The 12,831-nt window shown below is 61.1% G+C and carries 16 protein-coding genes; 8 read left to right on the top strand and 8 right to left on the bottom strand.

All coding sequences use genetic code 11. The features are described from left to right. The first annotated feature begins 38 nt into the window (after positions 1-38). Positions 39-2,147, top strand: coding sequence for a magnesium chelatase subunit D family protein (locus tag AAXE93_RS07425; RefSeq protein ID WP_390129584.1), 2,109 nt, complete (start codon positions 39-41; stop codon positions 2,145-2,147). Between the two features lie 50 nt (positions 2,148-2,197). Here the strand turns inward: AAXE93_RS07425 and AAXE93_RS07420 are convergent, their stop codons facing one another. Together AAXE93_RS07420 and AAXE93_RS07415 are read right to left on the bottom strand one after the other, a co-directional pair. Beyond that, positions 2,198-3,058 carry an MlaD family protein gene (locus tag AAXE93_RS07420; RefSeq protein WP_390129582.1) on the bottom strand — a complete coding sequence of 287 codons (861 nt, stop codon included), beginning with the start codon at positions 3,056-3,058 and terminating at the stop codon, positions 2,198-2,200. A gap of 5 nt (positions 3,059-3,063) precedes the next feature. Next, positions 3,064-3,822 carry an ABC transporter ATP-binding protein gene (locus AAXE93_RS07415; protein WP_170951471.1) on the bottom strand — a complete coding sequence of 253 codons (759 nt, stop codon included), beginning with the start codon at positions 3,820-3,822 and terminating at the stop codon, positions 3,064-3,066. Between the two features lie 149 nt (positions 3,823-3,971). On the opposite strand from AAXE93_RS07415, the gene yvcK reads away from it, so the two are divergent. Further along, a complete protein-coding gene (gene yvcK / locus AAXE93_RS07410) occupies positions 3,972-5,327 on the top strand; it encodes a uridine diphosphate-N-acetylglucosamine-binding protein YvcK (protein ID WP_390129791.1) in 1,356 nt (451 codons plus the stop codon). Here yvcK and AAXE93_RS07405 read toward each other — a convergent pair. The 3 genes from AAXE93_RS07405 to AAXE93_RS07395 are packed head-to-tail and all read right to left on the bottom strand — an operon-like array spanning position 5,321 to position 6,989. After that, the gene (locus tag AAXE93_RS07405; protein ID WP_390129580.1) at positions 5,321-5,887 is read right to left on the bottom strand and encodes an NAD(P)H-quinone oxidoreductase subunit J; all 567 of its coding nucleotides are present in this window, start codon (positions 5,885-5,887) and stop codon (positions 5,321-5,323) included. The genes yvcK and AAXE93_RS07405 overlap by 7 nt on opposite strands. Then, a complete protein-coding gene (locus AAXE93_RS07400; protein WP_390129578.1) occupies positions 5,884-6,624 on the bottom strand; it encodes an NADH dehydrogenase subunit K in 741 nt (246 codons plus the stop codon). Before AAXE93_RS07400 ends, AAXE93_RS07405 begins: the two co-directional genes overlap by 4 nt. Positions 6,625-6,626: 2 nt before the next feature. Next, positions 6,627-6,989 (bottom strand): NAD(P)H-quinone oxidoreductase subunit 3, encoded by a 363-nt coding sequence (locus tag AAXE93_RS07395; RefSeq protein WP_038551549.1) that lies wholly within the window; start codon positions 6,987-6,989, stop codon positions 6,627-6,629. Between the two features lie 83 nt (positions 6,990-7,072). Here AAXE93_RS07395 and AAXE93_RS07390 point away from each other — a divergent pair, with 83 nt between their 5' ends. The 6 genes from AAXE93_RS07390 to AAXE93_RS07365 all read left to right on the top strand — a co-directional run bounded on the left by AAXE93_RS07390 (position 7,073) and on the right by AAXE93_RS07365 (position 9,285). Next, positions 7,073-7,471, top strand: coding sequence for a rubredoxin (locus AAXE93_RS07390; RefSeq protein ID WP_390129576.1), 399 nt, complete (start codon positions 7,073-7,075; stop codon positions 7,469-7,471). Positions 7,472-7,480: 9 nt separating this feature from the next. Next, the gene (locus tag AAXE93_RS07385; RefSeq protein ID WP_390129573.1) at positions 7,481-8,482 is read left to right on the top strand and encodes a photosynthesis system II assembly factor Ycf48; all 1,002 of its coding nucleotides are present in this window, start codon (positions 7,481-7,483) and stop codon (positions 8,480-8,482) included. A gap of 71 nt (positions 8,483-8,553) precedes the next feature. Continuing rightward, positions 8,554-8,802 carry a cytochrome b559 subunit alpha gene (psbE, locus tag AAXE93_RS07380; protein ID WP_006850675.1) on the top strand — a complete coding sequence of 83 codons (249 nt, stop codon included), beginning with the start codon at positions 8,554-8,556 and terminating at the stop codon, positions 8,800-8,802. Positions 8,803-8,805: 3 nt separating this feature from the next. Further along, positions 8,806-8,946, top strand: coding sequence for a cytochrome b559 subunit beta (gene psbF / locus AAXE93_RS07375; protein WP_006851435.1), 141 nt, complete (start codon positions 8,806-8,808; stop codon positions 8,944-8,946). A gap of 8 nt (positions 8,947-8,954) precedes the next feature. Continuing rightward, positions 8,955-9,074: a photosystem II reaction center protein L gene (locus tag AAXE93_RS07370; protein WP_006852026.1), complete on the top strand. Its 120-nt coding sequence runs from the start codon at positions 8,955-8,957 to the stop codon at positions 9,072-9,074. A gap of 10 nt (positions 9,075-9,084) precedes the next feature. After that, a complete protein-coding gene (locus AAXE93_RS07365; protein ID WP_011363231.1) occupies positions 9,085-9,285 on the top strand; it encodes a photosystem II reaction center protein J in 201 nt (66 codons plus the stop codon). A gap of 100 nt (positions 9,286-9,385) precedes the next feature. Here AAXE93_RS07365 and AAXE93_RS07360 read toward each other — a convergent pair whose 3' ends face one another. From AAXE93_RS07360 to AAXE93_RS07350, 3 genes are read right to left on the bottom strand one after another with little or no spacing between them, the layout of a single operon-like run. Next, a complete protein-coding gene (locus AAXE93_RS07360) occupies positions 9,386-10,408 on the bottom strand; it encodes an NAD-dependent epimerase (RefSeq protein WP_390129568.1) in 1,023 nt (340 codons plus the stop codon). Beyond that, positions 10,405-11,841, bottom strand: a complete 1,437-nt coding sequence (locus tag AAXE93_RS07355; protein ID WP_390129566.1) for a nucleotide sugar dehydrogenase — start codon at positions 11,839-11,841, stop codon at positions 10,405-10,407. The genes AAXE93_RS07360 and AAXE93_RS07355 overlap by 4 nt, the downstream gene beginning before the upstream one ends. Continuing rightward, positions 11,838-12,797 (bottom strand): UDP-glucuronic acid decarboxylase family protein, encoded by a 960-nt coding sequence (locus AAXE93_RS07350; protein ID WP_390129564.1) that lies wholly within the window; start codon positions 12,795-12,797, stop codon positions 11,838-11,840. Before AAXE93_RS07350 ends, AAXE93_RS07355 begins: the two co-directional genes overlap by 4 nt. Positions 12,798-12,831 lie beyond the last annotated feature (34 nt).

The following is a 12,831-nucleotide window of genomic DNA, read 5'->3' as shown; positions in this document are numbered from 1 at the left end:
CAGCGAGACTGGCGCGCACGAACGGGCTGAACGCGTCCATGGTGGCAACCGGAGTAGCGGTGAAGGACGACCAGGCCACCCGCGCCTTTCCGCTGGCAGCGATCACGGGCCATGGCACGTTGAAGCTGGCCCTCCTGCTGGCGGCTGTGGATCCTGGATTGGGCGGTGTGGTGATCGCGGGGGGACGCGGCACCGGCAAATCAGTTCTGGCACGGGGCCTGCATGCTCTGCTGCCCCCGATCGACATCCTCGATTCAGAGGGGGGGGTGGGACGCAACCTCGATCCCCAGAAGCCGGAGGAATGGGACGACGCCACCCGTGAGCGGATCACAGGCGAAGCACCGTCCACAGTGATCCCCGCCCCCTTCGTCCAGATTCCCCTGGGCATCACCGAAGACCGCCTGGTGGGTGCCGTTGATGTGGCTGCATCGCTCTCCAGCGGCAGCGCTGTGTTTCAGCCAGGCCTGCTGGCGGATGCGCACCGCGGCGTGCTCTACGTGGACGAGCTCAACCTCCTGGATGACGGCATCGTCAACCTGATGCTGGCGGCCGTGGGCAGCGGCGAGAACCGTGTGGAACGCGAAGGTCTCAGCCTCAGCCATCCCTGTCGGCCGCTGCTAATCGCCACCTACAACCCTGAGGAGGGCAACGTCCGCGATCACCTGTTGGATCGCTTTGCCATCGCACTCTCGGCCAATCAGCTTGTGAGCACCGAGCAGCGGGTGGAAATCACCAATGCGGTGATCAGCCATGGCCAATGCAGCCGCAGCTTTGCCGAAAAGTGGGGAGAGGAGACCGACGCCCTAGCCACCCAACTGCTGCTGGCCCGCCAGTGGCTGCCGGATGTGCAGATCAGCGGCGAACAAATCGAGTACCTGGTGACTGAGGCCATCCGCGGTGGCGTTGAAGGGCACCGCTCCGAGCTCTACGCGGTGCGGGTGGCCAAGGCCCATGCCGCCCTCAGCGGCCGGGATCAGGTGGAAGCCGAAGACCTTCAGGTGGCCGTCGCCTTGGTGATCGCACCGCGGGCGTCCCAGATGCCCCCTCCGGATCAGCAGATGGAGCCACCGCCACCGCAGGACCAGGAACCGCCGCCGCCGCCCCAGGATCAGGGCGATCAGCAGCAGGACAACCCGCCACCACCACCGGAGGGATCCGGCGACGAGGACAACGACCCGCCGGAGGACAACAGCGAAGACGACACCAGCGACGATGACGAGGGTGACGGCGAGGAGGATCAGGCTCCACCGGCGGTGCCCGAGGAGTTCATGCTCGATCCCGAAGCGATCGAGGTGGACCCGGATCTGCTGCTGTTTAATGCCGCGAAGGCGAAAAGCGGCAACAGCGGCAGCCGCTCCGTGGTGCTGAGCGACAGCCGTGGTCGCTACGTGAAACCGATGCTGCCCCGAGGGCCGGTGCGCCGCATCGCCGTGGATGCCACCCTGCGGGCAGCGGCGCCTTACCAGAAGATTCGCCGAGAGCGGGAACCGGGCCGCTCCGTGATCGTGGAAGAGGGCGACCTTCGGGCCAAGTTGCTGCAGCGCAAGGCTGGTGCTCTGGTGGTGTTCCTCGTGGATGCCAGCGGCTCGATGGCCCTGAACCGAATGCAGAGCGCCAAAGGCGCCGTGATCCGCCTGCTCACCGAGGCCTACGAAAACCGCGATGAAGTTGCTCTGATCCCCTTCCGCGGGGATCAGGCCGAAGTGCTGCTGCCTCCAACCCGCTCGATCACGGCGGCCCGGCGCCGGCTGGAATCGATGCCCTGTGGCGGCGGTTCGCCCCTGGCCCATGGCCTCACGCAGGCGGCCCGCGTTGGCGCCAATGCCTTGGCCACTGGGGATCTCGGCCAGGTGGTGGTGGTGGCCATCACCGACGGTCGCGGCAACGTGCCCCTGAGCACCTCTCTGGGCCAACCAGAACTGGAGGGCGAAGAGAAGCCCGATCTCAAGCAAGAGGTGCTGGATGTGGCTGCCCGCTACCGGATGCTCGGGATCAAGCTGCTGGTGATCGACACCGAGCGCAAGTTCATCGGCAGCGGCATGGGCAAAGACCTGGCTGAAGCCGCAGGCGGCAAATACGTACAGCTACCCAAGGCCAGCGATCAAGCGATCGCAGCGGTTGCGATGGACGCCATCAGCAGCATTTAAAAGGCACGATATCGAGCCTGACTCGCACCAATATTGAAACGATATCTTGCTTACTGAGCGGTTTGCGCCGGATAGATCTCTCCGAACAATTCACCCAAGCCGATGGTGAGATTGCGCACGCCCTCCATGAACTCGGGATCACCTGTGAGTCGAGCCACGTCGCCACCCACGGCATCGATCGTGGCGGTGAGCTGAGCGGCATTGGCAGCCGTCTGTTTGAGCTCACTCAGCGTCTGGGGGTTGTCGAGGGAAGCCACGATGTTGTTCAAGTGAGCCGTTGCCAACTCCAGATTGCGGATCACGGGAGCAGCCTTGACCAGCTCATCCTGAAGCAGCACCGTCAGCAGCTCAAATGAATTCGTGGTGGCCTCAATCTGCTCAATCGAGGCCACCACATTGGGGATCACCCGCTCGTCCTGAACCTGTGCAAGCAGCTCCTGCATGGTTGCAGTCACGGTGGAAAGGCTGGGGACCTCTTGCCCCACAACAGTTCCACCGCTGCAAAGTTGTCGCGTTGGCTGACAGCCAGGCTCTTGAGGGAGGGGTGCATCCGGAGGAAGCGGGGTTCCGCTACTGACCAAGGCCACCTGGGCGCTCCCCCCCAACAAGGAAGCCGAGCCCACCGTGGCGGTCACGGGCAGCGGCAGGCGCAGATCAGCTTTGTTGATTTCGAGCTCGGCCACCACCGACTCAGATGTGACCGAAATCGAGCGCACTGAACCCACCAGGATGCCCCGATAGGTGACAGGAGAACGCTCGGCCAAACCTGCCGCATCGTTAAAAAGGGCGGTCAGCGTCCAATGGCTTGATCCCAAACGAACCCCGCGAAGCCAGAGGGCGGTGGAGGAGAATCCGATGATGCCGCCGATCAACGTGAATCCGACGATGGCATCACGAACGCTGCGTCGCATGGTGATCAGTGCTCCGCCGGTTGCATTGGTCCGCGCAGGCTACCCGTCCTGAACTGGACGACATAGGGATTTTCTGTGGTGCGAAACGCCTCCACCGACCCCTCCCACCGGAACTGTCCGTCGTAAAGCATCAACACCCGTTCCGCAGACCGTTCGATCGTGCTGCGCACGTGGCTCACCACCACTGAACATCCATGAGCCACGGTGGTGGTTTTGACAATCAAGTCCTCGATCCGCGTGCACGCCACGGGGTCAAGCCCAGCGGTGGGCTCGTCGTACAACAGCAAGGGCATCGATTGATCCCCCCTCTGAGGATCATCAATCAGGGCACGGGCAAAGCTCACCCGCTTCTGCATCCCTCCACTCAACTCACCGGCATAGAGGTGAGCCACGTCATAGAGCCCCACCGCCTCCAGGCAGGCATGCACACGATCGCGAATCTCTTGCCGCGACAGCTGTGCCCGTTCCCGCAGCAGAAAGCCAACGTTCTCCTCAACCGTGAGCGATGCCAACAGAGCGGGGTTTTGAAACACCAGCCGCACGTCCGGTGGATCGGTCTGGTCCAGCCGCAGGTAGGTCTGGGCTTTGTTGAACAAGCGCAGCTCACCACTGGTGGGCAACTGCAAACCTGCCAGCAGGCGCAACACCGTTGACTTGCCAGCCCCCGATGGGCCCACCACGGCCAAGCGCTCCCCTGCATGCAGGGTCAGGTTGACCCGATCCAGAACAGGCCGAGGCCCCCACTGCATCGTGAGGTCCCGCATCTCCACGACGGTTTGAAGCTGCGGCACGGTCTGGGCCGAAGTACAAAGACATCCTGCCGCCTTTCCACAAGCTCCGTACAGTTCGGTGAACTTGCGAATCAAGCCGTTCCTTGGCGCTGAAGCCCCCAACAAGCAGACGCCAAGCCCGGATGATGCGCGATCAGCGGCGACGGGATCTGATGACCCGATCCCAACGGGCCGTGCGCTGGTTGCAACCTGGCCTGGTCGTCAAACGCTGGCTGCTCACCTCCGGCCTGGGTCTGTTGATGGCGCTGCTGGGGGCCGCCGTCTGGGCCGACCTGAAGCCGATCTACTGGATTCTGGAAACACTGAGCTGGCTGCTGAGCAGCCTCACCACCGTGTTACCCCGGGAGATCACTGGCCCGCTGGTGGTGCTCATCGGCAGCGGTCTTTTGCTCTGGGGGCAAAGCCGCAGCTTCGGCTCAATTCAACAGGCTCTCGCTCCCGACAAAGACACCGTGCTGGTGGATGCCCTGCGGGCCAAAAGCCGCTTGAACAGGGGGCCCAACATCGTGGCCATCGGCGGAGGGACAGGCTTATCAACCTTGCTGAGCGGTCTGAAGCGTTACAGCAGCCACATCACCGCCATCGTCACCGTCGCTGACGACGGCGGCAGCAGCGGGGTGCTCCGCCGGGAACTGGGGGTGCTTCCCCCGGGCGACATCCGCAACTGCTTGGCCGCCCTGTCCACCGAAGAGCCACTGCTCACACGCCTGTTCCAATACCGCTTTGCCGCCGGGAGCGGTTTGGAGGGGCACAGCTTCGGCAATCTGTTTCTCTCTGCCCTCTCAGCGATCACGGGCAATCTGGAAACAGCCATCACCGCATCAAGTCGTGTGCTGGCCGTACAAGGTCAAGTGGTGCCCGCCACCAACGTGGATGTACGGCTCTGGGCCGAACTTGAAAACGGCCAACGGATCGAAGGCGAAAGCAACATCGGCCACGCCCCCAGCCCCATTGTTCGCCTGGGCTGCAGTCCTGAACGACCGCCGGCCCTGCCACGGGCACTCGAAGCGATCGCCAATGCCGACCTGATCGTGCTCGGACCGGGCAGCCTTTACACATCCCTGCTCCCCAATCTGCTAGTGCCGGAATTGGTGGGCGCCATCAAACGCAGCAAGGCCCCTAGGCTCTACATCTGCAACCTGATGACGCAACCCGGCGAGACCGATGGCCTGGATGTGCGCGGTCACATCCGGGCCATCGAGGCACAGCTCGCCACCCTCGGCATTGAGCCCAGACTGTTCAATGCCGTCCTGGCCCAGGACGACCTGCCCGATTCAGACCTGGTGCGGTACTACCAAAGCCGCGGCGCTGATCCGGTGCGTTGCGATGCGGAAGGACTCCGCTCAGACGGCTACGACGTCACTCAAACACCACTGCAGGGGGTGAGGCCAACAGCAACGCTGCGCCACGACTCTCGCAGCCTTGCCCTTGCGGTGATGCGCTTCTACCGAACCCATCGACGAGAACGCGATCAATAGGCGTCCTGCATTTCATAGAAATCAGGCTGGACGTAGTCCTTACGCAACGGCCATCCTTTCCAGTCCTCTGGCATCAACAAGCGTTTGGGATGCGGGTGCCCCTCAAACTGGATGCCGTACATGTCGAAGGTTTCGCGCTCCTGCCAATCGGCGCCACGGAACAGTCCATAGATCGACGGCAGCGAGGGGGTGCCTTCACGATCGAGGAAGACCTTGATCCTCACTTCCCGCAGCTTGGCTGAGGGATCGGCCGCCATGGCTTCCACCTGTTCCGCCATCGCCAGGAAGTGATAGAAGCAGACCAGCTGCTCACCGGGGCCTTCGTCGTAGCCCCCTTGGCACTGGAGATAGTCGAAACCGTTGCTCTTGAGCGCCGCAGCGATCATCGGGAGAACCGCAGCGTCAACGCCGATCTGTTCAACACCGAGATGATCAGGCTCGAGGCTGTTGTGGTCAAAGCCCTGCTTGTTCAGCCATTGGCTCACCGGACCAGGCTCGGGAACAACAACCGCACCCGCGTCATCCGAGGCGGCTGTCTTCTTGGAAGGGGTTTCGCTCATGACTCGACAGGTTCAGCAGCAGGGGTGAGCACGGCGGCATCGGTGGACAAACTCTGACCGGCCGGCGCTGCAGCCAGGGCAGCTTTCTGAGATTCAGCCCGAAGGTAAGAACCTGTCACGACAGGTTCAACGCGCTTCATCTGATGGGAGACCGTCATGTAGCGATGGGTCTGCTGGTGCTTGCGCCGCTCCGCCAGCGACTCATCGCCAACTTTCTTGCGCAGTTTGATCACGGCATCAAAGATCGCTTCGGGGCGGGGCGGACAGCCCGGCAGGTAGAGATCCACCGGAATCAATTTGTCGACGCCGCGCACTGCAGTCGTGGAATCAGCGCTGAACATGCCGCCTGTGATGGTGCATGCACCCATGGCGATCACGTATTTCGGCTCGGGCATCTGCTCATAAAGCCGCACCAGGGCGGGTGCCATCTTCATGGTCACGGTGCCCGCCACAATCAGAAGATCGGCCTGACGCGGCGAGCTGCGGGGAACAAGACCGAAACGGTCGAAATCGAAGCGGGACCCAAGAAGAGCAGCAAATTCAATGAAGCAGCAGGCCGTTCCATAGAGAAGAGGCCAGAGACTGCTCAACCGAGCCCAGTTGTGCAGGTCATCCAGACTGGTAAGGATGACGTTCTCGCTGAGATCATTGGTGACCGTTGGGGCACCAATCGGACCGCAGCTGGCTTCGCGCAGATCGCGAACAGCAGCAATGGAGGGGGATGTGTTCTCAGACATAACTAGCTCCACTCAAGGGCGCCTTTGCGCCAGGCGTAGGCCAATGCCACCAGCAAGATGGCGATGAAGATAAGAGCCTCAATGAAGGCCAGCAAGCCGAGACGGTTGAACGCCACAGCCCAGGGATAAAGGAACACGGTCTCGACATCGAAGATGACGAAGACCAGCGCAAACATGTAGTAGCGGATATTGAATTGAATCCAGGCCCCGCCAATGGGCTCCATACCGGATTCATAGGTGAGCTGGCGCTCGCCGGCACGGCTTTTCGGCGCCACCAATTTGTTGGTGATCAGCGCCAAGGCAGGCACTGCAGCCGCAATCAGCAGAAACCCCAGAAAGGCGTCGTAGCCGGGCAGGGCAAACATGGAGGTCCCCGTAGACCGAGCCAGTCTGGCATTCACCGACTGGAGTTGTCGTCGATAGAGTCGATTGGCCCAGCAACACAGCGGTGAGCGACGAACAACAGTCCGTCCAGCCGGTCGAAACCACCGAAGCGGTGGAACCAGCGGTTGAGACCGCTCCGGAGAGCGACTCACGGACCCACCGTTTCGAATGTCGCAGCTGCGGCTTCGTCTATGACCCCGACGAAGGGGTCAAGAAGGTTGGGATCGAACCCGGCACGGCCTTCGAGGATCTCGACGCAATGGCCTTCCGCTGCCCGGTCTGCCGCAGCAAGGTGGCCGCCTTCCGCGACATCGGTCCGCGCGCCAAGGCCAGCGGTTTCGAGGAGAACCTCGATTTCGGCCTTGGGGTGAACCGGATGACCCCCGGGCAGAAGAATGTTCTGATCTTCGGCAGCCTTGCCCTCGGCTTCGCCTTTTTCCTGTCCCTTTATTCCCTGCGCTGAGGCCCACCCATGAAACGCCTGTTGAACACTGTCAGCCAGCTTCTGCTGGTGCTTGTGCTGGGGGTGAGCCTCAGCGGCTGCGTCACCACCCACGTGCCCACGGCCAGCACGAGTCCGTGGCAGGCCATGGATCTCGACACCCAGGCCAACCCGCTGGATGTTGCCTTCACCGACAGCCGCCACGGCTACCTGGTGGGCAGCAACCGGATGATCCGGGAAACCAACGACGGGGGTGCCCATTGGAATGAGCGCAGCCTTGATCTGCCCGATGAAGAGAACTTCCGTCTGATCAGCATCGACTTCACTGGCGATGAAGGCTGGATCGCCGGTCAACCCGGGCTACTGATGCACAGCGACGACGGCGGCCAGAACTGGACCCGCCTGTTCCTCGACACCAAATTGCCCGGCGAGCCCTACCTGATCACAGCGTTGGGCAGCCATTCCGCAGAGCTCGCCACCAACGTGGGCGCGGTTTACGAGACCCATAACGACGGCAGCAGCTGGGAAGCCAAGGTGACCGATGCGGCGGGTGCGGTGCGGGATCTGCGTCGCAGCAAGGACGGCAGCTACGTGAGCGTGAGTGGCCTCGGCAACTTCTACGCCACATGGGAACCGGGTGATTCCGTCTGGCAGGTGCACCAACGCGTGAGCAGCCAGCGGCTGCAAAGCATCGGCTTCCAACCCGACGGCAATCTCTGGATGGTGGCCCGCGGCGCACAAATCCGCCTTAACGATGAGCCAGGCAACTTCGACAGCTGGAGCAAAGCCATCATCCCGATCACCAACGGCTACGGCTACATGGATCTGGCCTGGGATGACGACGGCGCCATCTGGGCCGGCGGTGGCAACGGCACCCTGCTGGTGAGCCGGGACGGCGGTGACAGCTGGGAGAACGACCCCGTCGCGGACCGTCAACCCAGCAACTTCACCCGCATGGTCTTCGACGGAGAGCACGCCTTTGTGCTGGGTGAGCGGGGCAACCTGCTGCGTTGGGTGGGCAACGCTGTGTAACTGCGGCAACGCCTCAGCCTCAGCTCACCTGAGCCACCTCCTAAGATCATCTTCCTGACACGCCCAACGCCATGGCCGCCGGCTCAACAGGAGAACGCCCGTTCTTCGAAATCATCACGAGCATCCGTTACTGGGTGATCCACGCCGTGACACTGCCTTCCATCTTTTTGGCAGGCTTCCTGTTCGTGTCCACCGGCCTGGCCTACGACGCCTTCGGAACACCTCGTCCCGACGCCTATTTCCAGGCTTCGGAAAGCAAAGCTCCTGTGGTGAGCCAGCGCTACGAGGGCAAATCAGAACTCGACATCCGTCTGAAATAAGCCATGACTCAAGCTCCTCCTGTCGCCACAACGCCACGCAATTACCCGATCTTCACGGTGCGTTGGCTGGCGTTGCACACCCTCGGCATCCCGACGGTGTTTTTCCTGGGCGCCCTTGCCGCGATGCAGTTCATCCGCCGCTAATCCGAACCATGGAACGCAATCCCAATCCCAACAACCTGCCGGTTGAGCTCAACCGCACCAGCCTGTATCTCGGTCTGCTGTTTGTCTTCGTGACCGGCGTGCTCATGTCCAGCTACTTCTTCAACTGAGGATTATTCGATGAGCGGAAAAAAATCTCCCTATCCCGACGGTCGAATTCCCGATCGCAATCCCGATGGCACACCGGCTGTTCCCTGGAGAAGCCGCTGGACCGAAGGCGTCCTTCCCCTCTGGCTGGTGGCCACTGCAGGTGGAATGGCCGTTCTGTTCGTTGTGGGTCTGTTCTTCTATGGCTCCTACACCGGTGTCGGTTCCGCCTGATCGGAAACCACTTACGAAATTAAAAAAGCCCACTGGTCTCTGTCCAGCGGGCTTTTTTAATGCAACAACGCTGCGACGACTGCAGCCTGACGGCAAGCGATCAGACGCCGTAAAAGGAGCGATACCAATCAGCGAAACGCTGCACGCCAGTTTCGATCGGCGTTGAAGGCTTGAAGCCCACCCACGCCTCCAGAGCTGCGGTATTGGCTGCAGTGGCCACCACATCGCCCGGCTGCATGGGCTGGAAATCCTTAATGGCTTCGCAACCCAGGGCCTCCTCCATCACCTCGATGAAGCGCAGCAAAGGCGTGGGCTGGCTGTTGCCGATGTTGAACACCCGGTGCGGTGCCGCGGCCGTGGCGGGATCAGGGGCCAGGGGGTCGAAGTCGGGGTTTACGGTGGCTGGTTTATCGCAACAGCGCAGCACCCCCTCCACGATGTCGTCGATGTAGGTGAAGTCGCGCTGCATCTGGCCGTGGTTGAACACCCGTATCGGGTTCCCCGCCAGGATCGCTTTGGCGAACAACATCGGTGCCATGTCGGGCCGGCCCCAGGGGCCATACACGGTGAAAAAGCGCAGGCCCGTGGCCGGCAGCCCATAGAGATGGCTGTAGGTGTGGGCCATCAATTCGTTGGCCTTCTTGCTGGCGGCATAGAGGCTCACTGGGTGATTCACCGGTTGGCGCTCATCGAAGGGCAGATTGCGGTTTCCGCCGTACACCGAACTGCTCGAGGCATAGACAAGGTTTTCAGTGCCGTGGTGGCGGCAACCTTCCAGCAGATGGCCAAAGCCCACAAGATTGCTCTGGATGTAAGCCGCCGGATTCTCCAGGGAGTAACGGACCCCGGCCTGAGCCGCCAAGTTGACCACCACTGTCGGCTTCTCGGCAGCAAACAACGCCATCAGGTCATCGCCGTCCTCCAAGGCCATTTCCACAAAGCGCCAAGCACCCTCCCTGGCGACCGCCTGGATCTGACGCAACCTCGCCTGCTTGAGAGACGGGTCGTAGTAATCGTTGAGATTATCGAGGCCGACAACCCGATCTCCGCGCTGCAACAGGCGGATCGACAGGGCTGCACCGATGAATCCGGCGGCACCCGTTACCAGGATGGTGCATGTCACGATGCTCCGTTGCCGATACGCCAGAGGGTCAAGCCGGCCGCACGAATCTCTGCCGGATTGACCACAGAACGTGCATCAAACAGCCAAGCAGGGCGTCGCATCCGCTGCGCCAGATCACGCCAGTTCAAAGCCTTGTAGTGCTCCCACTCCGTGAGAATCAACACCGCATCAGCACCAGCCACAGCCTCCTCAACGCTCCCCGCACTCCACCAGCTGCCCTGACCACTCAAGGCCTGCGCCGTTGGCCCTGTTTCTGAATCCGGTGCTATCGAATCCAACTTAAGATCCCGAGAGATCTGAGAGGGCTCAACCTTGGGATCATGAATGGCCAACTGAGCGCCTTCTTCCAGAAGATCTGAAGCGATCCGAATCGCAGGAGCTTCACGGGTGTCGTTGGTATCGGCTTTAAATGCAAAACCGAGAATCGCCAACCGCTTCCCGGTCACCGTGCCAAACAACCGCTGCACGATCAGCCTGGCGATCCGATGCTGCTGCCAGGTGTTGAGCGCAACGACGCTCTCCCAGTAATCGGCCACCTCGGGCAAGCCGAAGTGACGGCAGAGGTACACCAGGTTGAGGATGTCTTTCTGAAAACAACTACCACCGAAACCGGGGCCTGACTGCAGAAATTTCGGTCCAATACGACTGTCGGTTCCAATCGCCCGGGCCACCTCCTGCACATCAGCCCCCGTGGACTCACAAAGTGCGGCGACGGAATTGATCGAGCTGATCCTCTGGGCCAGAAATGCATTGGCAGTGAGCTTGGAGAGCTCACTGCTCCACAAATTGGTGCGGAGAATCTTGTCCTTCGCCACCCACTGCCCGTAGATGCCGGCGAGGGCATCGATCGATGCATCGTCCTCCCCACCGATCAACACACGGTCTGGATTCTCCAGATCAGAAATCGCGGTGCCTTCAGCCAGAAATTCCGGATTGGAGAGCACCGCAAAGGTTCGGGGCTCTTCACCATTCTCAACGGGCTCTTGAGCTGCCTCGAGAATGGTGCGGATTGCTTCGGCAGTGCGCACCGGCAACGTGCTTTTTTCCACCACGATGGTGTGACCACTGGAGGCCTTGGCCACCTGACGGGCACAGGCCTCAACCCAACGCAGATCACTTGCTTGACCGGCACCAAGACCCTTCACCTTGGTGGGCGTGTTCACCGAAATGAACACCATGTCGGCGGCTGCAATCGCACCATCCACATCAGTCGAGAAGTGGAGGTTGCGGCCCCGCGCTCGAGCCACCACTGCATCCAAACCGGGCTCGTAAACAGGCAAGCGGCTCAGGTCTGCATCATTCCAAGCAGCAATGCGCTGTTCATTCAGATCAACAACCGTGACCTGCACGTCAGGACAGCGGTCGGCAATTACCGCCATTGTCGGACCGCCGACGTATCCGGCACCTATACAACAGATGCGTTGAACGGTCATGCCCGAACTCCCTGAGTTTGCGAGGCCTGTTGGTCGAGGACCTTACGGAACCATTCGATCGTGGGAATCAGACCGTTTTCCAATGAAACGGTCGGGCTCCAACCCAGTTCCCGCTGCGCCAGATCAATGACCGGCTGTCGCTGAAGTGGATCATCTGCAGGCAGAGGTTTCTCAATCAGCGGAAGGTCCGGATTAATGCGCGCACGGACAAGCTCGGCCAGCTGCCGAATTGTGAATTCACCGGGGTTGCCGATGTTCATCGGACCGGTGTGAGACCCATCCATCAAGCGAATCATTCCCTCCACAAGGTCATCCACAAAGCAGAAGGAGCGGGTCTGCGAACCATCGCCGTACAAGGTCAGCGGCTCTCCCTTGAGCGCCTGAACAATGAAGTTGCTGACCACACGGCCATCGTCAGGAAGCATCCGCGGGCCATAGGTGTTGAAGATCCGCATGACGCGGATTTCCACGTCATGCATCCGCTGGTAGTCAAAACACAGGGTTTCAGCGATGCGCTTGCCCTCGTCGTAACAACTGCGGATTCCAATAGTGTTCACGCAACCGCGGTAGCTCTCCGGCTGTGGGTGCACCTCTGGATCGCCATACACCTCGCTCGTACTGGCCAGAAGCAGACGAGCACCCACACGGCGAGCCAGACCCAACATGTTGTAGGTGCCGAGAAAGCTGGTCTTCGCAGTTTTGATCGGATTGAACTGGTAGTGAACGGGCGATGCTGGGCATGCCAGATGCCAGATGCGGTCACATTCCAACCGAATCGGATCGGTAACGTCGTGCCGGATCAGTTCAAACCTGGGATGACCGATCCACTGGCTGATGTTGCTTTTACGCCCCGTGAAGTAGTTATCGAGGCAAATCACTTCTTGCCCGGCCTGCATCAGGCGATCAACCAGATGTGAGCCAACAAAGCCAGCCCCTCCAGTCACCAGATTGATCAACGCCCAATTCCCGTATATCGGGGAAAATTACCAC

Origin of the sequence: Synechococcus sp. HIMB2401, from assembly GCF_042883245.1 — a bacterium.
In the GTDB taxonomy this organism is placed as follows: Bacteria; Cyanobacteriota; Cyanobacteriia; order PCC-6307; family Cyanobiaceae; genus Parasynechococcus.
Note: the sequence above shows the minus strand (reverse complement) of the source record. Positions and strands in the feature narration are given on the sequence as shown.

Excerpts from the sequence above, each read along its gene's own strand:
- AAXE93_RS07405 (WP_390129580.1), bottom strand. The coding sequence starts at position 5,887 with ATGAGCGAAACCCCTTCCAAGAAGACAGCCGCCTCGGATGACGCGGGT.
- psbF (WP_006851435.1), top strand. The coding sequence starts at position 8,806 with ATGACTCAAGCTCCTCCTGTCGCCACAACGCCACGCAATTACCCGATC.
- AAXE93_RS07370 (WP_006852026.1), top strand. The coding sequence starts at position 8,955 with ATGGAACGCAATCCCAATCCCAACAACCTGCCGGTTGAGCTCAACCGC.
- AAXE93_RS07365 (WP_011363231.1), top strand. The coding sequence starts at position 9,085 with ATGAGCGGAAAAAAATCTCCCTATCCCGACGGTCGAATTCCCGATCGC.
- AAXE93_RS07425 (WP_390129584.1), top strand. The coding sequence starts at position 39 with ATGGTGGCAACCGGAGTAGCGGTGAAGGACGACCAGGCCACCCGCGCC.
- AAXE93_RS07355 (WP_390129566.1), bottom strand. The coding sequence starts at position 11,841 with ATGACCGTTCAACGCATCTGTTGTATAGGTGCCGGATACGTCGGCGGT.
- yvcK (WP_390129791.1), top strand. The coding sequence starts at position 3,972 with ATGATGCGCGATCAGCGGCGACGGGATCTGATGACCCGATCCCAACGG.
- psbE (WP_006850675.1), top strand. The coding sequence starts at position 8,554 with ATGGCCGCCGGCTCAACAGGAGAACGCCCGTTCTTCGAAATCATCACG.
- AAXE93_RS07415 (WP_170951471.1), bottom strand. The coding sequence starts at position 3,822 with ATGCGGGACCTCACGATGCAGTGGGGGCCTCGGCCTGTTCTGGATCGG.
- AAXE93_RS07400 (WP_390129578.1), bottom strand. The coding sequence starts at position 6,624 with ATGTCTGAGAACACATCCCCCTCCATTGCTGCTGTTCGCGATCTGCGC.
- AAXE93_RS07395 (WP_038551549.1), bottom strand. The coding sequence starts at position 6,989 with ATGTTTGCCCTGCCCGGCTACGACGCCTTTCTGGGGTTTCTGCTGATT.
- AAXE93_RS07385 (WP_390129573.1), top strand. The coding sequence starts at position 7,481 with ATGAAACGCCTGTTGAACACTGTCAGCCAGCTTCTGCTGGTGCTTGTG.
- AAXE93_RS07420 (WP_390129582.1), bottom strand. The coding sequence starts at position 3,058 with ATGCGACGCAGCGTTCGTGATGCCATCGTCGGATTCACGTTGATCGGC.